We start from the raw sequence: 20,583 nt of genomic DNA, 5'->3' as shown, positions 1-20,583 counted from the left end.
GCCTATGGGCGTTTGCTTTTTTTGACTGGAGCAGTGAACGGAGTGGTTATGGGTGATCGGCACGACTATGTGGCCCTCGAGTGGGTCAAAGGCGAGATTGCCGAAACGCTGAAAGTGGCTCATCAGGCCATCGAAACCCTGCTTGATGACCCGCAGGCGACGCACGCCCTCAGTGAATGCCTGGCCTGCGTCCATCAGGTTCACGGCAGTTTGCAGATGGTCGAGTTTTACGGCGCGGCGCTGCTCGCCGAAGAGATGGAACAGCTGACCACCGCCTTGCAGCAGAACCGCGTCGGTCATCGTGATGAGGCGATCCATCTATTGCTGCAAGCGCTTGGGCAGCTGCCGATTTACCTCGACCGGGTGCAAGGCGCCCGTCGCGACCTGCCGCTGGTGGTGCTGCCGCTGATCAACGATCTGCGCAGCGCCCGTGGCGAAAGCCTGTTGTCGGAAACCAGCCTGTTCAGCCCGCAATTGCCGGACCTGCCACCGCTGGACGAAGCGTCGCTGGCGCTGCTGGAGCCGGCCGATTTACCGAACGTGCTGCGCAAGTTGCGGCAAATGTTGCAGATGGCCCTGGTCGGATTGCTGCGTGAGCAGGACGGCGAAACCAACCTCGATTATCTGACCAGGGTTTTTACCCATCTCGAAGGACTGAGCGGCAACGCACCGCTGAGCCCGTTGTGGCAAGTCGCCTCGGCGCTGGTAGAAGGTATGCGCAGCGGCTCGATCGCCAACAGTCCGGCGTTGCGCCGCCTGTTCAAAGACGCCGACAAAGAGCTGAAGCGCCTGCTCGAGCAGGGCATGCCCGGAATCAATCAGCCGGCGCCGCTAGAGTTGCTCAAGAGTTTGCTGTTCTACATTGCCAAGGCCGAACATCCCACCGGGCAGATGCTGACCATGAAAGATCGCTACGGATTGGACGACGCGCTGCCTGACAGCGCGATGGTCGACGAAGAACGAGCACGGCTGGCCGGTCCCGACCGCGACGCCATGCGTTCGGTGCTGGCCGCGCTGTGCGAAGAGCTGGTGCGGGTCAAGGAGCGCCTGGACCTGTTCGTGCGCAGTGACCGCCAACACACTTCGGACCTCGAAAGCCTGCTGGCGCCACTGCGGCAAATCGCCGACACCCTGGCGGTGCTCGGTTTCGGCCAGCCACGCAAGGTCATCATTGATCAACTGGCGGTGGTGCTGAGCCTCGTCCAGGGCCAGCGTGAGCCCAATGACGCGACCCTCATGGACGTCGCCGGTGCTTTGCTCTATGTCGAGGCGACCCTCGCCGGCATGGTCGGCACCGTCGAACCGGAAAGCCAGGAAGAAAGCCGCCTGCCGACCATCGACCTGACACAGATCCATCAGATCGTGATCAAGGAAGCGCGCATCTGCCTGCAGCAGGCCAAGGACATGATCGTTGACTACATCGACGCCGACTGGGACCGACAGCACTTGCAGCCACTGCCGGCCTTGCTGACCCAGTTGCGCGGTGCGCTGGCGATGATTCCGTTGAGCCGTGCGGCGAGCCTGATCGAAACGTGCAACCACTTCATCCGCGAGCACTTGTTGCTGGATCCAGATCACCCCGGCTGGCAGGAACTGGACAGCCTGGCCGACGTCGTCACCAGCATCGAGTATTACCTGGAGCGCCTCAGCGACGACCCCGAAGCGTCGGGTGAACAGTTGCTCGACGTCGCGGAAAAAAGCCTGGCATCACTCGGCTTTTTCCCCCGCGAGCAGCAGGTGCCGGTGCTTGAAGATGTGCTCAGCCCAAGCGAAGCGCAGGTCATGCAAGATCTGCAGGAACTGGACGACCCTGACACCGTCCAGTCTCTGGCCGATGTCTTGGCCAGCCCCGTATCTTGCGTCAACCCGCCCGCCCTGACCACTCCGGGAAGCCTGTTGCCGCCACCCGCCGGTGAAGAGCCGGTGGACGATGAGTTGCGGGAAGTCTTCCTCGAAGAAACCGATGAAGTCCTCGAAATTCTCCGGGAATACCTGCCGCGCTGGTCGTCCAATCCCGACAGTCAATCGGCCTTGAGTGAACTGCGCCGGGCCTTCCATACGTTGAAAGGCAGTGGCCGGATGGTCCGCGCTTTGGTGCTGGGCGAACTGGCCTGGGCGATGGAAAATCTGCTCAACCGCGTACTGGAACACAGCGTTCCACCGGGGGCGGCGGTGCAGCAACTGCTGGGCGACGCGCTGAATCTGCTACCGGAACTGGTGGCCGAGTTTGCGGCCAATGCCCAGCGCCAGCGCAACGATGTCGACCAATTGGCCGCACGCGCCCATGCCTTGGCCAAGGGCGATGAATCGATACTCGATGAAGACGCACAGGACGTCGCAGCCCTCGATCCGTTGCTGCTTGAGATCTTCCGCAACGAAGCCGAAACCCACTTGGGCAGCCTCAACCGCTTCCTCGATCAAGCCGCCGAGCACGTGCCGTTGCAGGCTAGCGACGAGTTGCAGCGAGCGCTGCACACCCTCAAGGGCAGCGCCTCCATGGCCGGCGTATTACCGATTGCCGAGCTGGCGACGCCACTGGATCATCTGGCCCGGGAGTACAAGGCGCACCTGATCGCCCTGGACCTGGATGAAGTCGAACTGTTGCTGGAAGCCGAAGGACTGTTCCGTCTTGGGCTGCGACAGCTCAAGACTGATCCACTGGCGGAGATTCCCGGCGCCCGCTCGTTGATCGAGCGAACCCAGGCATTGCTGGCCGAGCGTCTGGAAACCCTCCTGAGTGCACCGAATACCGGGTTGCGCATCAAGCGTGATCCGCAACTGATCAATAACTTCCTCGCGCAAGGTATGGACATCCTGCTGGACGCCGAAAGCCTGTTGCAGCGCTGGCAGCAACACCCCGGCGAGCGTCAGGAACTCAGCGCGCTGCTGGATGAATTGACCACCCTGGGCGAGGGCGCCCATCTGGCTGACCTGCATCCGGTGGATGAGCTTTGCGAAGCGTTGCTCGATCTCTACGGTGCCGTGGAAGAAAGCAGCCTGGCGGTCAGCGAGGCGTTTTTCCACGAGGCGCAAAGTGCCCACGAAGCGCTGATCAACATGCTCGACGAACTGGCCGCGGGCCAGGAAGTCAGCCCGCAACCGGAGCGGGTCCGGGCCTTGCGCGGTTTGCTGGATGCGAGTCTCGATCCGTCGGCGATGGGGCTGATTCGCAGTGACGGCAGCCGTACCTTGAGCATTCGGGAACTGGGCAGCGCCACGGCCGAACTGGCGCAGAACGCGACCCAGGTTGAAATGGACGATGAGATCGTTTCGATCTTCCTCGAAGAAGCGGTGGATATCCTCGAAAGTGCTGGCCAGGCCTTGCAGCGCTGGCTGAGTGACCCGGACAACGCCGCACCGCTGTTGTCGTTACAGCGTGATCTACACACCCTCAAGGGTGGCGCGCGGATGGCCGAGGTCGAGCCGGTCGGTGATCTGGCCCATGAGCTGGAAAGCCTTTATGAAGGTCTGGTGGATCGCCGCTACGCCTACAGCGAAGCGTTGGCGCAACTGCTGCAACAAAGCCATGAACGGCTCGCACAGCTGCTTGATCAGTTGCAGAACCAGCAGCCATTGGGCGATCCAGACGAGCTGATCGTGGCCATTCGCGCGTTTCGCCAGGGCATTGTCAGCGCTGTTGAAACGGTCGAACCTGCCCGGGCCGAAGATTCACCGGGCCATGATCCGGAGCTTCTGGATATCTTCCTCGAGGAAGGTTTCGACATCATCGAAAACTCCGGCGCGGCGCTGGTGCGCTGGCAGGCCGAGCCTTCGAATCGTCAGGAAGTGGAAACCCTGCTGCGTGACCTGCACACCCTCAAGGGGGGCGCGCGGATGGTGGAAATCGCACCGATTGGCGACCTCGCCCATGAGCTGGAATTCCTCTACGAAGGCCTCTCGGCTGGCGTGCTGCAACCCACCGCCGCGTTGTTCGACTTGTTGCAAAGCAGCCACGATCGACTGGCGCAGATGCTCGATGCGGCCCGTGCCGGTCATCCTTTGCCGCCGGCCGATCGATTGATCGACGCGATCAAGAATTTCAGTCATCCGGCAGTGACCGACACACCGGCACCGGTCGTAGTGTCCGCAACGCCGAAAGCCGAGACGCCCGCACCGCAACCCGATGCCGGCGGGGACATGGTCAAGGTCTCGGCTGAGTTGCTCGATGACCTGGTGAACCTGGCCGGCGAAACGTCGATCTTCCGTGGCCGGATCGAACAACAGGTCAATGATGCGCGCGTGACCCTGAGCGAGATGGAAACCACCATCGAGCGCATGCGCGACCAGTTGCGTCGTCTCGACACTGAAACCCAGGGGCGGATTCTCAGCCGCCAGCAAGTCGACGCCGAACGCCTGGGCTACGAAGAATTCGATCCGCTGGAAATGGACCGCCACTCACAATTGCAGCAACTGTCGCGCGCGCTGTTCGAATCGGCCTCCGACTTGCTCGACCTCAAGGAAACCCTCGACCGACGCAATCAGGACGCGGAAAACCTGCTGCAACAGCAGGGCCGCATCAACACCGAATTGCAAGAAGGCCTGATGCGCACGCGCATGGTGCCGTTCGAGCGGATGCTGCCGCGTTTGAAGCGCATCGTCCGTCAGGTCTCCAGCGAACTGGGCAAGGACGTGGAGTTCATCGTCGGCAATGCCGAAGGCGAGATGGACCGCAACGTCCTGGAACGCATGGCCGCGCCGTTGGAACACATGCTGCGCAACGCGGTGGATCATGGGCTGGAATCGGCCGAGGTGCGTATCGCCGCGGGTAAACCGGCTCAGGGTCGAATCACTTTGGACCTGTCGCGAGAGGGCGGCGACATCATTTTCGACATCCGCGACGACGGTGCCGGCGTGCCGCTGGACGCGGTGCGGCGCAAGGCGATCAAGCGCGGGTTATTGGCCCCGGACAGCGACATCAGCGACCGCGATGTGCTGCAATTCATCCTGCAACCGGGGTTCTCCACCGCCGAGAAAATCACCCAGATTTCCGGGCGCGGCGTCGGCATGGACGTGGTTCACGAAGAGGTCCGGCAACTCGGCGGCAGCATGAGCATCGACTCTGTGCCAGGGCAGGGCGTGCACTTCCGGATTCGCCTGCCGTTCACCGTGTCGGTCAACCGGGCGCTGATGGTGCAATGCTTTGATGATCAGTACGCGATCCCGCTGAACACCATCGACGGCATCGTTCGCGTGCTGCCCAACGAACTTGAAGGGCACTACCGGCTCGATCCGCCGACCTACAAATACGCCGGGCAACACTATGAACTGTGCTACCTCGGCGAACTGCTGAAAACCAGCCACCGCCCGAAACTGCTGGGCCAGAGCCTGCCGCTGCCGGTATTGCTGGTGCAGTGCAACGAGCGGCACATCGCCGTGCAAGTCGACTCCATGGCCGGCACTCGCGAGATCGTGGTCAAAAGCCTCGGCCCGCAATTTGCGGCGGTGCAGGGGTTGTCCGGAGCAACGATTCTCGGCGACGGACGGGTGGTGCTGATTCTCGATTTGCTGGCGCCGATCCGCGCCATGCAGGCCCGTGTGCCGCAACAGTCAGTGACTCAGGAGGCGGAGGTCGAGCCGCATAAACCGCTGCTGGTGCTGGTGGTCGACGATTCGGTGACCGTGCGCAAGGTCACCAGCCGTTTGCTGGAACGCCACGGCATGAACGTGCTGACCGCCAAGGACGGTGTCGACGCCATGCTGCTGCTTGAAGAACACAGGCCTGACCTGATGTTGCTGGACATCGAAATGCCGCGCATGGACGGCTTCGAGGTGGCGACCCAGGTACGCGCCGACGAACGTCTGCAGCACCTGCCAATCATCATGATCACCTCCCGCACCGGGCAGAAGCACCGCGACCGTGCCATGGCCATCGGCGTCAACGACTACCTCGGCAAGCCGTACCAGGAATCGGTGCTGCTCGAAAGCATCGCCCTGTGGAGCAAAACCCATGCTTGAGCACCGCACCAGCAACCTCACCGGCCTGCTGCTGCCCCTGGCCGACCGCAACCTGATTCTGCCCAACGTTGCTGTTGCGGAGCTCATTGATTACCAACCCAGTGCCTTCGACCTCGACACCCCGCCGTGGTACCTCGGGCGGGTAACGTGGCGGAACCGGCAGATTCCGTTGCTGAGTTTTGAGTCGGCGTGTGGGCAGAAAATCGTGATCGGTGAACGGGCGCGGATTGTCATCCTCAATGCTCTCGGCGGGCGGCCTGATTTGAAATTTATTGCACTGCTGGTGCAGGGGATTCCGCGGTCTTACAAGCTTGATAGTCAGTTGAGCTATGTGGATGTGCCGTTGTGTTCGCTGGAACAGGCGGCGGTGCAGGTGGGGGAGCAAGTGGCGAAGGTGCCGGACTTGTTGGCGCTTGAGGAATTACTGGTGAATGCCGGGTTGACTTGACTGGCCCCATCGTCGGAACGCCGCCCGGAGCAAGCTCGCTGGGTCAGCGTAATGAAAGTCTCGTCGCGCACTTCGGCGAGATCAACTTCGGTCCGTTGGGCAAACTTTGAATCCGCCGGTGTGGCGAGAAAGATGTCGTCGGAAAACAACGGGATCTGCTCGCAGTCCGGGTTGTTGACGCTCTCGTCCAGCGACACCAGGATCGCGTCGACTTCCATGTTCTTGAGCTTGTACAGCAGGTCGAAGTTCGAGCCGAGGATCAGGTCGATATTGAGCTCGCTGCGGCGGATCTTCAGGCCCATGATCAGCTGCGGCACCGTCTTCATTGTCTTCACCGTCAGCGAATACAGCGAGCCCAGCTTGAAGCGCTCGGCGGAGAAACCGGCGGCTTCGCGGGTCAGGCGCCAATTCTCAAAGATCACGCCTGACAGAAGTCAGCACCAGAAATAATCCGCGATCACCCCTCCCTACAGCCAGCGTTAGTCTCGTGACAGAAAACTGGTAGTTCTGTCAGGTGCGGCTGCCTCGTAACTGTTGCATTCTGACTGACACTTTGGGTTCTGTTCCAGGAGTCTGTATGCCCCTGATTGATGAGGTTCAAAGCGTCTGCGAGCGATTGGCGTCCGCTGGCTGGCGCGATCTGCTGATGCTTCATGGGCTGGATATCCAGGCCCGGCCGCTGGCCGACGAGTTGAATAAAGCGCTGTCGATTGACCGCACAATCAAGGGCTTTGAAGACTTTTCGTTGCAAGGCACATGCGGGGTTGAGGCCGGCCATCCGGCGCGCAGTCTGCTGTACCACGCCTTGGCATCGCCCAGTGTGACAGAAGGCGCAGGGGCAACCCCGCTCGCTGATTTCGCGACTGGGGCAGAGTTAGAGACACTGCTCAACTATGTGTACGGCGTTTCCCCTCCGACACTGGCGCAACTTCAGGCACTGGCGGGTGCAGATGCGACCTTGGGGCTGGCGGTGTTTGCGCTTGAATACCGGCTTGGACCAGGCACGACGCATCGCAAGCATGCCGACCTTTGTTTCTCCCGCACCGGTATCGCACGGGTCGGCACCGATGCCGTGCTGTACGACGCTCGCCTGCGTGGCTTCAGCCCTTTTGTGCAGAATAAGCCTCATGCCATGCGGGTCGTGCCGGCGCGCTTCAGTGCATACATAGCCGTGCAGCAAAAAGGTGGGGTAAGCGATACGGGGGCAGCAGGTGATGAAGAACTGGATTTCTGGTTTCCGCTGCACAAGGTGTTCAATGGCCCCGAATGCATTGCCGGGCTCGATGTGGAGCTGGATCTCGAGGCATATCACGTCAATGACAAGTTGCGGCAGTTCCACATCAGGAGAGGGGCTGATGCGGACTGGTCTGAACCCGACATTTCGAAAGCGCCATTTGTGCTTACTAATGGCCTTGCCGAATGGGGTGCCAGTCCGGTATTCGGGGCCGGCTTGAATGTACCGGTAACCCGGCCAAGGCTGGTTGAGCCCGCCTTGTTTAACAATCAATTAGTCTCTTTCAGGGTCCCGCCCGGCGCGAATTTTGGTGGTTACATCATCAATAAACGCCACAAGTTACTGGACAGTGGCTTGATCTGTGACTTGAACAAAGATCAAGACATGGACGCGATTGTCAGCGCCGGGAACTACCGGGCATTGCACTTTATAGACTTCACTGCTGAAGGCTGGGTCAAGGCCAATTGTCCGGCGCTGAGTGCACACATTCCCTTGAATGTAGCCGCCTACTCAATTCTATCCGCACCTGATTTTTACCCGGGCTGTGGACAAGCGGAGTTGATTGAGTGGGCAGAACAACAGGCGTTTCCCGAGCCCATCTGGTACGTCACTTTGAATGCTTTATCTGCACAGAGGCTGGCAGGTAACCCGGAACTGGCAGGGGGGCATTTCGTAGAACAGGACAAAGGTATCACCGCGCTGGTCTCTCAGCGATTGCCGGGTATGGGCGCCGCAACGACGGGGCCTTCTGCAAGTACCAAGCGTCCGTCCTGGCTGCCCGATCAGGCTGCGGGCACCTTTAGCCCGGGATGGGAAATTTCCACAAATGGGGGATTTAGGCCGACATTTCTCTGCGGCTACAACTTGGGCAGCCCGTTTACAGAAGACGTGAGAATCTGTTCGGCCGCGGGCGGCTATTGGCCCGCCGTGACACCTGACAGTGCGAGGACATTTGAGCCATGGCCTACAAAACCGACAGTCATACCGCTGACGGATTCTGAAAATGGTCAGACCGGCGGGGCATCCTGGGATGGCGAAGCCGGGCCACGTCTGGTTATGGCAGATGGGCGCCAAGTGGTCGAATGCACCGCTTTTACGTACAGCGATTACACCAATAGAGCACTGGCCGGGCAGTTGTCGCTGTCGGTCACCGGGCAGACTTCACGCGAGCAATATCAGCAACGGATTCTCGCCATGCATTCGGCTTACATCGCCGTAGGTGCGACCACTCGCACGCGGCAAGGGGAGTGGTCAGTGCTGTCCTTTGTTGATGTCTTACGTCCTGATCTGGTCTTGGATCAGGCAGAGTCTGAGGCAAAGGTGCAGCTGGAGGGCGATGTGCACTTCTTCAGGATTTACCGATACGGCGCCCTATCGACACCCGCTGATTTCACTCGGCGTCACGTTGAAATACTCGAAATGGTCGAGCTTTTTATCGGGGTTAAACACCTTTTGATCAACAGAGACAAGATGGGCTGGCAGGCCCGCCCTCGTGACTGATCACGATGTGGTCATCATCGGCGCCGGGCCTGCGGGCACCGCAGCGGCCATTTTGTGTGCTCAACGAGGATTGCGGGTGGCGCTGTTGGAGCAGGCGGTTTTCCCGCGCGAGCGTCCTGGTGAGACTCTGCAGCCTGCTGTTGAGCTTTTGCTGCAACAACTGGGCGTGGCCGACGCGGTGCAAACGGCAGGTTTTTTACGTCATACAGGCCATTGGGTGCAATGGGGGAGCGCACGCCAATTCAGTGCCTTCGGTCAAGGTGCGACGGGACCGTGCCGGGGCTTTCAGATTCCTCGCGATGTGCTGGATAACTTGCTGCTGTGTCGGGCCGCCGAGTCGGGTGTGCAGGTGTTGCAACCTTGTCGTGTACTTAGGGTGATCAGGGACCGGCAGCGGGTATGCGGAGTACAAACCCGACAAGGTGATTTCACGGCCCCTCATTTGATCGACGCCAGTGGCGCCTGCAGCTGGTTGTCACGTCAGCTGCAACTTCGCTGGCGAAAATTTTCGCCGCGTCTGATCGCTCACTATGGTTATGCCGCCGGGGTGTGCCTTGAAGATAATGTTTTTTGCGGGATTGAGGCTGACCCGCTTGGCTGGTATTGGACTGCGAAGATCGGCGAACGCCGTTACCACTGGACCCGTCTGAGCTTTTTCCCTGAAAACCAAGCGCAGGACATTCCACCTGCCACGTTCAAACACCTGGCGGCATCCGGCCCGGTACGCGGGGCCGATGTGACCTGGCGTGTAGGTCAGCAGGCGGCCGGCGATGGCTTCTTTATCGCGGGGGATGCGGCTTTTGTGCTGGACCCGGCGGCATCACAGGGCGTGTTGAAGGCGTTGATGTCAGGAATGATGGCCGCGCATGCGGTGATTCAAGCGCGGAGTACGCCTTGGCATGAACTCAGCATCCAGCAGCAATACCAGCAGTGGGTGAATGAGTGGTTTAACCGCGACCGGCACAAGATGTGCGAGTTATACCGGGCTCATCCATTTCCCCCAACGTGGCTGTTGAACCGCTAAGCAACCTTTTTGCCCGGTGATTGCCTAGGGAACATTGCACTTTTAACCTTCAAGCCTGAGCCTTGCGCATTGTTGTATTGGATTTCGAGGTGAGCAACACATGTATCACGGGGAAAGATTGAACGCCTGGACGCATTTGGTTGGGGCAGTGGCGGCGTGTGTCGGGGTGGTGTGGATGCTGGTGATTGCCAGCCTGGACGGCAGCCCGTGGAAGATCGTCAGCGTGGCGATTTATGGTTTCACCTTGATGGTGCTCTACAGCGCCTCGACCGTTTACCACAGCGTGCGTGGGCGCAAGAAAGCGATCATGCAGAAGGTCGATCACTTTTCGATCTACCTGCTGATTGCCGGCAGCTACACGCCGTTCTGCCTGGTGACGCTACGCGGGCCGTGGGGCTGGACGTTGTTCGGGATTGTCTGGGGATTGGCGCTGATCGGCATCCTGCAAGAGATCAAACCGCGTTCGGAAGCGCGGATTCTGTCGATCGTGATCTACGCGGTGATGGGCTGGATCGTGCTGGTGGCGGTCAAACCGTTACTGACGGCGTTGGGCCGTACAGGTTTCGCCTGGCTGGCGTCGGGCGGCGTGTTGTACACCGTGGGGATTGTCTTTTTTGCCCTCGATCATCGACTGCGCCATGCCCACGGGATCTGGCACCTGTTCGTGATCGCCGGGAGTTTGCTGCACTTCGTGGCGATCCTGTTTTATGTGCTGTAGACCGAGGCGCGGCCATCGCGAGCGAGCTTGCTCGCGATAGGGCCCTAGAAGTCACCCCAAAGCTGTTGGGCAACCGCTAATGCAACAACCGGCGCGGTTTCAGTCCGCAAAACGCGCGGCCCAAGGCGGGCGGCGTGAAAACCGCCGACCTTGGCCTGATCCACTTCAGCCTCCGACAATCCACCCTCCGGCCCGATCAAAAAAGCCAAGGACCCAGGCTTGGCATGGCTCAACAGTGGCTCGGCCACCGGGTGCAGCACCAACTTCAATTCTGCTTGAGTCTGCTTCAACCAGTCCGCCAGCAGCAGCGGTGGATGAATCACCGGCACCCGTGAACGCCCGCATTGCTCGCAAGCGCTGATCGCCACTTGGCGCCAGTGCATCAGGCGTTTGTCGGCGCGCTCGTCCTTCAGCCGGACTTCGCAGCGGTCGCTGAAGATCGGGGTGATTTCTGTGACGCCCAGTTCGGTGGCTTTCTGAATCGCCCAATCCATCCGCTCGCCACGGGACAAGCCTTGGCCGAGATGGATCTGCAAGGGCGACTCGACCTGCCCGGCGAAGCTTTCATCGATCTGCACGACCACACGCTTCTTGCCGACCTCCACCAGCGTGGCGCGAAACTCATGGCCCGAACCGTCGAACAGTTGCAGCGCATCGCCCTCGGCCATGCGCAGCACGCGGCTGATGTAATGGGCCTGGGCCTCGGGCAACTCGTGTTCGCCAGTGCTCAAGGGGGCGTCGATAAAGAAGCGGGACAGTCTCATGCGGATTCTCTTTAATTTGATCGTTCCCACGCTCTGCGTGGGAATGCCTCACCGGACGCTCCGCGTCCGCTTTTTGGGACGCAGAGCGTCCCTGGCTGCATTCCCACGCAGAGCGTGGGAACGAGCGTCGTTCAATCAGCCCGGATCGCGGAAGCCCGGATGAAAGTCTTTTGGCACCGATACGCTGACGCTATCGCGAGTCGCGATGTCGATGCCTTCGCTGGCCACTTCGGCCAGAAAGTCGATCTGCTCAGGCGTGATCACGTACGGCGGCAGGAAGTACACCACGCTGCCCAGCGGTCGAAGTAAAGCACCACGCTCCAACGCATGCTGGAACACTTTCAAGCCGCGACGTTCTTGCCACGGATAAGCTTCTTTGCTGGCCTTGTCCTTGACCATCTCGATGGCGAGCACCATGCCGGTCTGACGCACTTCCGAAACGTTCGGGTGATCGGCCAGGTGTGCGGTGGCGCTGGCCATGCGCTGGGCCAGGGCCTTGTTGTTCTCGATGACGTTGTCTTCTTCGAAGATATCCAGCGTCGCCAAGGCTGCCGCGCACGCCAGAGGATTGCCGGTGTAGCTGTGGGAATGCAAGAAGGCGCGCAGGGTCGGGTAGTCGTCGTAGAACGCGCTGTAGACATCTTCGGTCGTCACACAGGCCGCCAGCGGCAAGTAACCGCCGGTCAGGGCCTTGGACAGGCAGAGGAAGTCCGGGCGGATGCCGGCCTGTTCGCAGGCGAACATTGTCCCGGTGCGGCCGAAGCCGACGGCGATTTCGTCGTGGATCAGGTGCACGCCATAGCGGTCGCAGGCTTCGCGCAGCAATTTCAGGTACACCGGGTGGTACATGCGCATGCCGCCGGCGCCCTGGATCAGCGGCTCGACGATCACCGCGGCCACGGTGTCGTGGTGCTCGGCCAGGGTCTGTTCCATGGCGGCGAACAGGTTCCGCGAGTGTTCTTCCCAGCTCATGCCTTGCGGGCGTAGATAGCAATCGGGGCTCGGCACCTTGATGGTGTCCAGCAGCAGGGCCTTGTAGGTTTCGGTGAACAGCGGCACGTCGCCCACCGACATCGCAGCCATGGTCTCGCCGTGGTAGCTGTTGGTCAGGGTGACAAAGCGCTTCTTGTTCGGCTGGCCGCGGTTGAGCCAATAGTGAAAGCTCATTTTCAGCGCGACTTCGATGCAGGACGAACCGTTATCGGCGTAGAAGCACCGGGTCAGGCCTTCCGGCGTCATCTTCACCAGGCGCTCGGACAACTCGATCACTGGCTGATGGCTGAAACCAGCGAGAATCACGTGTTCCAGTTGATCGACCTGGTCCTTGATGCGCTGGTTGATCCGCGGGTTGGCGTGGCCGAATACATTAACCCACCAGGAGCTGACGGCGTCGAGGTAGCGTTTGCCTTCGAAGTCTTCCAGCCACACGCCTTCACCGCGCTTGATCGGGATCAGCGGCAGCTGTTCGTGGTCTTTCATCTGGGTGCAGGGATGCCACAACACCGCGAGATCGCGTTGCATCCACTGATTATTCAGGCCCATTTTCAGTCTCCTCGAGGCGGCTCGCTGGGTGCGCGGGCAAACAATCGCGCAAGCCTATGCAATGCGCGGCGTGGGGACAACCCATTGCGTGGATTGAGCTACTTTGTATAGGTCGGTCGACGTCGCTGGCGGCCTTTTGATGGCTGACGTATTCTTCGCGGTTCTTTGAGTCGTCTGACTCGCAAAACCGCTTTTCCCTACGTGTATTTCCGGAGTTCGCTGAATGTCTGCTGGTTGGCTGCGCGCCTGTGCGCTGGTGATGTTAGGGCTGTTCAGCGTGTCTGCGCTGGCCAAGGATAAAACGGCGATCGTGATCGGGGGAGGGCTGTCTGGCCTCACCGCTGCTTACGAACTGCAAAACAAAGGCTGGCAGGTGACCCTGCTGGAAGCCAAACCGAGCATGGGCGGTCGCTCCGGCATGGCCACCAGTGAGTGGATCGGCAACGATAAGACCCAACCGGTTCTGAACAAGTACGTCTCGACCTTCAAGCTGAGCACCACGCCGGCCCCTGAGTTCGTGCGGACCCCGGGCTATCTGATTGACGGTGAGTATTTCACTGCCGCCGATCTGGCAACCAAGCAACCGGCCACCAGCGAGGCGCTCAAGCGCTACGAAAAGACCCTGGACGATCTGGCGCGCTCGATCGAAGACCCGCAGAACCCGGCGGCCAACAGCACACTGTTCGCTCTGGACCAGATCAACGTGGCCAACTGGCTCGACCGTTTGAATCTGCCGGCCACGGCACGTCAGTTGGTGAATCAGCAGATTCGTACCCGTTATGACGAACCTTCGCGCCTGTCGCTGCTGTACTTCGCACAGCAAAGCCGCGTTTATCGTGGCGTTGCCGACCGTGACCTGCGCGCTTCGCGTCTGCTTGGTGGTAGCCCGGTGTTGGCCCAGGCCTTCGTCAAACAGCTGAAAACCATCAAGACCAGCTCCCCGGTCTCGGCTATCACGCAGGACAAGGACGGTGTGACCGTCAAAGTCGGCAGCGTTGGCTATCAGGCGGACTACGTCGTCGTGGCCGTGCCGTTGCGCGCACTGAACAAGATTCAGATGACCCCGTCGCTGGATGCCCAGCACATGGGCGCGATCAAGGGCACCAACTACGGTTGGCGCGACCAGATCATGCTGAAGTTCAAGACTCCGGTATGGGAAAGCAAGGCGCGCATGACCGGTGAGATTTACAGCAACGCCGGTCTGGGCATGTTGTGGGTTGAGCCCGCTTTGAAGGGCGGCGCCAATGTGGTGATCAACCTGTCCGGCGACAACGCGCGCGTGATGCAGGCCTTCGGCGACAAGCAGATGGTCGATCAGGTGCTGATCCGTCTGCACGCCTTTTATCCACAGGCTCGCGGTTCGTTCACCGGTTATGAAATCCGCCGCTACAGCACCGACCCATCCATGGGCGGCGCTTACCTGGCCTTCGGTCCTGGCCAGATCAGCAAGTACTGGCGGCTGTGGGAACGTCCGATTCAGCGTGTAGCCTTTGCCGGCGAACACACTGATACGTTGTACCCAGGCACGCTGGAAGGCGCACTTCGCACCGGTCAGCGTGCAGCCAGTCAGGTAGAAGACCTGGCGGCTGGCAAGTCGTTTGAACCTGTGAAGATTGTTCCAGCAGCGACCGCAGCGGTGGCTGGCGCAGCGGCGGCGAAGAAAGGTAACTTCTTCACCAACCTGTTTGGTGGTTCTGACGACAAACCGGAACCGGTCAAGGTGCCAGAGCCAGTGGCTCCGGTTGCTCCTGCACCGGCTCCAACGCCAGCCCCGACCCCTGCGCCAGCTCCGGTCGAAGCACCGAAACCAGCGGCACCGGTGAAAGCCGAGCCGGCGAAAAAAGCCCCGGCGAAAAAGCCTGCAGCCAAAACCGAGGCCAAAAAGGCTCCGGCAAAAGCTCCGGCGAAGAAAGCCGAACCGGCTAAGAAGCCTGCGGCCAAGCCCGCTGCGACCCCGGCAACAGATACCAAAGCGCAGTAAGCTTTGGGATTAAAGAAACGCGGCAGAAATGCCGCGTTTTTTTGCCTGAAGAAAACCAATATCAAGATTCAAATAAACCCTATGGCGGAGGTGTTCTTTAGTTGGACTTCGTTTTTTTACACAGGGGTCTTTAATCTTTCCTTAACTCATCCATTTCAGACTCTTGATCGTATTTCTCGATATTTCAAAGCAAAATTTTCCGCTTTAAATCGATAGATAACTCGATAGTCTTGGTTCGCAGTTTTCACAGGAATTGGGCAATGCAGCTACGTAACTCTTCTTCCCGCTACGGTTGGGTCAGCATCTTTGTGCACTGGGGTGTGACGCTGGCAGTTTTCGGTCTGTTTGCGTTGGGCTTGTGGATGGTCGGTCTCGATTACTACAGCAGCTGGCGCAAAGACGCGCCGGACTTGCACAAAAGTATTGGTCTGGTGCTGTTAGCTGTCATGGCTCTACGGGTTTTGTGGCGCTTGATCAGCCCGCCACCACCAGCACTGCAAAGCTATAGCCGCATGACGCGCCTTGGCGCCAAGTTCGGCCACTCGTTCCTGTATCTCAGTCTGTTCGCTGTGATGATTGCCGGTTACCTGATTTCCACCGCAGAAGGTGTCGGGATTCCGGTGTTTGGCCTGTTTGAAGTCCCTGCATTGGTTTCCGGACTACCGGACCAGGCAGACACCGCTGGTGTGATTCATCTATATCTGGCGTGGGTGCTGGTAATTTTTTCCGGCCTCCATGCGTTGGCAGCACTGAAACACCACTTTATCGATCGTGATGCGACCTTGGCGCGAATGCTGGGCCGCAAAGCATGAAGTTCAACCTCGACTCCATAGGAATAGAAAGCATGTTGAAAAAGACCCTCGCTGCTCTGGCCATCGGTTCGGCCCTGCTGTCCGCCAACGTAATGGCGGCCGACTACGTCGTCGACAAAGAAGGCCAACATGCCTTCGTTGACTTCAAGATCAGCCACCTGGGCTACAGCTTCATCACCGGTACCTTCAAGGACATCGACGGCAAGTTCAGCTTCGACGCTGCAAAGCCAGAAGACAGCAAGCTCGAGTTCAATGTCAAAACCGCCAGCGTGTTCACCAACCACGCTGAACGTGACAAGCACATCGCCAGCGGTGACTTCCTGAACGTGGGCAAGTTCGCGGACGCCAAGTTCGTCTCCACCAGCGTCAAATCCACCGGCAAAAACGCCGCTGGCAAAGACACTGCCGACGTAACCGGCGACCTGACCCTGTTGGGCGTGACCAAGCCAATCGTGGTCAAAGCCACTTTCCTGGGTGAAGGCAAGGATCCATGGGGCGGCTACCGTGCCGGCTTCGAAGGCACCACCAGCATCAAGCGCTCTGATTTCGGCAAGCAGAAAGACCTGGGCCCACAGTCAGACGCGGTAGAGTTGTATGTTTCGTTTGAAGGTGTCAAAGCGAAGTAATTTTCGCCGCTAAAACAAAAATGCCCCTGATCTCGCGATCAGGGGCATATTTTATGGCTGCGTTAAATCAGCGATTGCGGGTCAGCAAGGCTGGTTTCTCACCGCGAGGACGGCCTGGCAGTTGATCCAGTTGCTCAGGAGTCGGGAACCGATCGGTTTTCGACTCTTTATGGATGATCTTCGGTGCCGGACCGCGCGGGTTTTGCACGGCCGGTTCCGCACGTGGCTGATCGTCGGTGCGAGCCGGTCGGCGGTCGCGGGACTCTTCGCGACGGGCCTGGCCGTCACGTGGAGCGCCGTTGCGTGGACCGCTGCGCTTGGCCGGCGGCGTGCCAGTGGTGGCGCCATCGCTGCTGCGCGGGCCGTTTTGGCGACCCTGAGGCTTGCCGCCGGTGCGCGGAGCACCTGCGCCTGCGGCCGAGCCTTGTGCCGGAGCACTCGGACGGCGACCACGGCCTTGAGCAGGCTTGGCCTGCGGCACGTAGTCGGCGCGGTTACCGAAGTTATCGACATCGTCGTCGAGGAACTCGTCCGGTGCTCGATCAGCGGCGGCGCGAGGTGCCGGGCGCTGTTGCTCGCGAGCCGGGGTGCCTTCGCGTGGCTTGTGTTCACGCGCCGGGCGATCACCACGGCCAGTGGCAGCAGGTTTTTCCTTGCCGCCCTTGTCCTTGCCTTTGTCTTTACGACCGCCGCCACCACCAGTGCCGTTCGGACCGTCGCCGCGCGGGCCACGTGGGTTGCGCGGGTTACGCACATCCGGGCGCTCGCGAACTTCTGGTTTCTCGGCTTCTACAGCGCTGGAATCGAAGCCCATCAGATTGCCGTCGGCAATTTTCTGCCTGGTCATGCGCTCGATGCTTTTCAGCAGCTTTTCTTCGTCCGGAGCCACCAGCGAGATCGCCTCGCCCGAACGACCGGCACGGCCAGTACGGCCGATACGGTGCACGTAGTCTTCATCGACGTTCGGCAGTTCGAAGTTGACCACGTGTGGCAACTGATCGATGTCGAGGCCGCGAGCGGCGATGTCGGTGGCGACCAGGATGCGCACTTCGCCGGCCTTGAAGTCGGCCAGGGCTTTGGTGCGAGCGTTCTGGCTCTTGTTACCGTGGATCGCGACGGCGCTCAGGCCGTGTTTGTCCAGGTACTCGGCCAGACGGTTGGCGCCGTGCTTGGTGCGGGTGAACACCAGAACCTGTTCCCAGGCGCCAGCGGTGATCAAGTGCGCGAGCAACGAGCGCTTGTGGCTGGCGGCCAGGCGGAATACGCGCTGTTCGATGCGCTCGACCGTGGTGTTCGGCGGCGTGACTTCGATGCGTTCCGGGTTGTGCAGCAGCTTGCCGGCGAGGTCGGTGATGTCTTTGGAGAAGGTGGCCGAGAACAGCAGGTTCTGGCGTTTGCTCGGCAGACGGGCGAGGACCTTTTTCACGTCATGGACGAAGCCCATGTCGAGCATGCGGTCGGCTTCGTCCAGCACGAGGATTTCCACGTGGGACAAATCGACGCTGCCTTGGCCAGCGAGGTCAAGCAGGCGGCCAGGGCAGGCCACGAGCACGTCAACCCCGCGGGACATGGCCTGAACCTGCGGGTTCATGCCGACGCCGCCGAAAATGCAAGCGCTGACGAACTTCAGGTCACGGGCATAAACCTTGAAGCTCTCGTGTACTTGAGCCGCGAGTTCGCGAGTAGGGGTCAGGACCAGTACGCGCGGTTGGCGCGGGCCGTGACGCTGGGATTTGTCCGGGTGACCGTTGGGGAACAACCGCTCCAGAATCGGAAGGGCGAAGCCGCCGGTTTTACCAGTACCTGTCTGAGCCGCGACCATCAGGTCGCGACCTTGCAACACGGCGGGAATGGCCCGCTGTTGCACCGGAGTAGGCTCGGTATAGCCCGCTGCCTCGATGGCGCGGACTAAAGCCTCGGAGAGACCGAGGGAAGCAAAGGACATGAGTAATCCTGTTTTAGTTAGGGCTTGGCCCAATGGGAGTCTTGCCTGGCGCGAATGGCGTTTAAGAAGAACGCAATCCCGTCCGGTCCTGCTGGGCCTTGAAAGCTCGTCTGGAGTGCTCGCGCGGGCTGAAAAGCTGCGCTGTAGCGGTGTCGAGATGCCTTGAACAAGTCCGAGCGTCCGGGCGTGAGCCTGGCGGGAAGGCCGGAGTATAACAGAGCAATCACTGCGCGCCGCTTTCCTGCTGCTCAACGGTTTTTCCGCTGGCGGCGGTGGCTCGGGTGGTTTTTACCTCGGCTGCCCGATTGGCACCATAACGGGCGCTCAATTCTGCGTACGCAGGCTCGCGCTTGAAGCGTTTGAGCTCGGCGCCGAAGCGCTGCACCAACAAGTCCATGCCCGCGTTGCGGCGCACCGCCAGGAACTGGCTCTGGTGGCTGATGACGGTCGGGTTCTCGGTAATCTTGTCGCGGATGCCCAATTTGTCGAGCAAGTGCTGACCCACCCGGCGGTCCGTGATCAGCAGGTCGATCCGCCCGCGCACCAGTTTGCCGAAGTTGGCTTCATGGGTCGGTGCCGGCTCACGGGTGAACAGCGTCGATTCGCGGAAGTCCGGGCTGTACAGATAGCCCGGTGAGGTGCCAATGGTCAGGCCTTTCAGATCGTCCAGAGTGTGAAACGGATGCGGGCGCTCATTGGCGTAAAACATCACGAATTCGACTTCCGAGAGCGGTTCGGTCGGGTAGAGCAGGGCCGCGTCGCGTTCGGCGCTGTGAAAAATATCCAGCGCGCCATCCGCCTGGCCTGTTTCGAGCATCGACAGGCAGCGTTTCCACGGCAGAAACTGCCACTCGACCTCGATCTCCAAGCGCTTGAAGACAATCGCAGTGGTTTCGTAGTCCAGTCCCAGGGATTTGCCGTCCTCCTCATACACGTAAGGCGCCCACGGCTCGGTGACAATGCGCAGCTTCTCGCCCCGAGCGGCGAAGCTCAGGCAAGTAAAAAGAAACACGGTCAGTAACTGCGTGATCAAAGGCATGGCTTGAGATTACGACGAGAAACCGGAAAGAGCCAGAAACGGGATCCAGAAGCTCTGGTTCGGGTGTAAAAAGCAAAAAATCGCTGCCTTGAGAATGGCCGGCTTTGAAATGTGCAATGCTTGCATGCGCAGCCAAAGACTGCGATCTCAGCCAGCATGATGCGGTTGCTTTAAACGCGGTTTAAAAGTAACCGCTCCATAAACCCCACATTCAAAGCCAGCAGTTGATCCCCGAAGCTGTACTCCGATTTCTCTCTGGAGCCAGCACGTCATGATGCGACCCGACGCTAAAGTCGAAAAAGTGTACCTCTATCCCAAGGCCGTGGACTTCCGAAAATCCATCGACGGCCTGGCCGCCGTGGTCGAGCTGGATATCAAGGTCGCGGTGTTCGACCCTGTGCTTTTCGTCTTTCTGAATCGCCACCGTAATCGAGTGAAAATCCTTTACTGGGAGCGCAACGGCTTCTGCCTTTGGCTCAAGCGCCTGGAATCCGAGCGTTTTAAAACATCGCCCGACGCCAGCGACGAGGCCATCGTGCTGAGCGTCCAGGAATTGAACTGGTTGCTCGACGGTTTTGACCTGTGGCGCAATCGCCCTCATCAGGTTTTGACTCCAAGATTCGTCGCCTGACGGGTATAATCCGGGGCATGGTGCGACACGAGATCGCGTGTTCAACTGTTTAACTTCAATAGGTTAGCAGTCAAACACGTGTCGTAAGCTCTGGATCTCATTGCTCAACTCCGCTTTCTGGAGTAACGAGCCTGACGTGTATCCGTCAGTTCACTAGATCGGCATGCGTCAGGAGCCAATCTTGGGGTGTGAAGCCCGATCAACAATGTCCCTCCCGCAAGAGAGTGCAACCCGGTAACGGGATGCGCAGCACAACCGAATTGCACGGTAGTACGGGGACTAGTGACCCAACCCGCATGGCTAACATATGTGAATCGTCGACAGAACCCTCGTAAGGATTGACGGGCCTACGGCAATTATCGGC

General features: G+C 59.9%; 13 protein-coding genes and 1 pseudogene. 9 read left to right on the top strand and 5 right to left on the bottom strand.

Translation table 11 applies throughout. The features are described 5' to 3' along the window. Positions 1 to 48 precede the first annotated feature (48 nt). Together ACYZT3_RS27795 and ACYZT3_RS27790 are read left to right on the top strand one after the other, a co-directional pair. Complete coding sequence (locus ACYZT3_RS27795; RefSeq protein ID WP_462031169.1) at positions 49 to 5,955, top strand: Hpt domain-containing protein; 5,907 nt, start codon at positions 49 to 51, stop codon at positions 5,953 to 5,955. Continuing rightward, positions 5,948 to 6,403 carry a chemotaxis protein CheW gene (locus ACYZT3_RS27790; protein WP_282382339.1) on the top strand — a complete coding sequence of 152 codons (456 nt, stop codon included), beginning with the start codon at positions 5,948 to 5,950 and terminating at the stop codon, positions 6,401 to 6,403. Before ACYZT3_RS27795 ends, ACYZT3_RS27790 begins: the two co-directional genes overlap by 8 nt. On the opposite strand, the pseudogene ACYZT3_RS27785 reads toward ACYZT3_RS27790, so the two are convergent. Then, positions 6,382 to 6,810 (bottom strand): annotated as a pseudogene (locus tag ACYZT3_RS27785) (LysR substrate-binding domain-containing protein); the annotation flags it as partial. The gene ACYZT3_RS27790 and the pseudogene ACYZT3_RS27785 sit on opposite strands and share 22 nt — an antisense overlap. Positions 6,811 to 6,980: 170 nt before the next feature. Between ACYZT3_RS27785 and ACYZT3_RS27780 the strand changes: the two are divergent. From ACYZT3_RS27780 to trhA, 3 genes are all read left to right on the top strand, one after another. After that, the gene (locus ACYZT3_RS27780; protein WP_462031168.1) at positions 6,981 to 9,137 is read left to right on the top strand and encodes a hypothetical protein; all 2,157 of its coding nucleotides are present in this window, start codon (positions 6,981 to 6,983) and stop codon (positions 9,135 to 9,137) included. Next, entirely contained in the window at positions 9,130 to 10,161 is a 1,032-nt protein-coding gene (locus ACYZT3_RS27775) for an NAD(P)/FAD-dependent oxidoreductase (protein ID WP_282382342.1), read from the top strand. Before ACYZT3_RS27780 ends, ACYZT3_RS27775 begins: the two co-directional genes overlap by 8 nt. Before the next feature lie 100 nt (positions 10,162 to 10,261). Next, on the top strand, positions 10,262 to 10,879 hold the full coding sequence (trhA, locus tag ACYZT3_RS27770) for a PAQR family membrane homeostasis protein TrhA (protein ID WP_282382345.1): 618 nt from the start codon (positions 10,262 to 10,264) through the stop codon (positions 10,877 to 10,879). 44 nt (positions 10,880 to 10,923) lie between these two features. On the opposite strand, the gene ACYZT3_RS27765 is transcribed toward trhA, so the two are convergent. Continuing rightward, complete coding sequence (locus ACYZT3_RS27765) at positions 10,924 to 11,643, bottom strand: 16S rRNA (uracil(1498)-N(3))-methyltransferase (protein ID WP_462031167.1); 720 nt, start codon at positions 11,641 to 11,643, stop codon at positions 10,924 to 10,926. Between the two features lie 135 nt (positions 11,644 to 11,778). Further along, a complete protein-coding gene (locus ACYZT3_RS27760) occupies positions 11,779 to 13,185 on the bottom strand; it encodes an adenosylmethionine--8-amino-7-oxononanoate transaminase (RefSeq protein ID WP_282382349.1) in 1,407 nt (468 codons plus the stop codon). Positions 13,186 to 13,408: 223 nt separating this feature from the next. Here ACYZT3_RS27760 and ACYZT3_RS27755 point away from each other — a divergent pair, with 223 nt between their 5' ends. The 3 genes from ACYZT3_RS27755 to ACYZT3_RS27745 all read left to right on the top strand — a co-directional run bounded on the left by ACYZT3_RS27755 (position 13,409) and on the right by ACYZT3_RS27745 (position 16,604). Continuing rightward, positions 13,409 to 15,166 carry a flavin monoamine oxidase family protein gene (locus ACYZT3_RS27755; protein WP_462031166.1) on the top strand — a complete coding sequence of 586 codons (1,758 nt, stop codon included), beginning with the start codon at positions 13,409 to 13,411 and terminating at the stop codon, positions 15,164 to 15,166. A 260-nt stretch (positions 15,167 to 15,426) separates the two neighbouring features. Further along, a complete protein-coding gene (locus ACYZT3_RS27750; protein WP_462031165.1) occupies positions 15,427 to 15,978 on the top strand; it encodes a cytochrome b in 552 nt (183 codons plus the stop codon). A 32-nt stretch (positions 15,979 to 16,010) separates the two neighbouring features. Next, a complete protein-coding gene (locus tag ACYZT3_RS27745) occupies positions 16,011 to 16,604 on the top strand; it encodes a YceI family protein (RefSeq protein ID WP_449645600.1) in 594 nt (197 codons plus the stop codon). 67 nt (positions 16,605 to 16,671) lie between these two features. On the opposite strand, the gene ACYZT3_RS27740 is transcribed toward ACYZT3_RS27745, so the two are convergent. Together ACYZT3_RS27740 and ACYZT3_RS27735 are read right to left on the bottom strand one after the other, a co-directional pair. After that, positions 16,672 to 18,549 carry a DEAD/DEAH box helicase gene (locus ACYZT3_RS27740; protein WP_462031164.1) on the bottom strand — a complete coding sequence of 626 codons (1,878 nt, stop codon included), beginning with the start codon at positions 18,547 to 18,549 and terminating at the stop codon, positions 16,672 to 16,674. 223 nt (positions 18,550 to 18,772) lie between these two features. After that, complete coding sequence (locus tag ACYZT3_RS27735; RefSeq protein WP_282382357.1) at positions 18,773 to 19,588, bottom strand: substrate-binding periplasmic protein; 816 nt, start codon at positions 19,586 to 19,588, stop codon at positions 18,773 to 18,775. Between the two features lie 271 nt (positions 19,589 to 19,859). On the opposite strand from ACYZT3_RS27735, the gene tnpB reads away from it, so the two are divergent. Beyond that, positions 19,860 to 20,219: an IS66 family insertion sequence element accessory protein TnpB gene (gene tnpB, locus ACYZT3_RS27730; RefSeq protein ID WP_462031163.1), complete on the top strand. Its 360-nt coding sequence runs from the start codon at positions 19,860 to 19,862 to the stop codon at positions 20,217 to 20,219. Positions 20,220 to 20,583 lie beyond the last annotated feature (364 nt).

The organism is Pseudomonas sp. MDT1-16, assembly GCF_054898115.1.
Note: the sequence above shows the minus strand (reverse complement) of the source record. Positions and strands in the feature narration are given on the sequence as shown.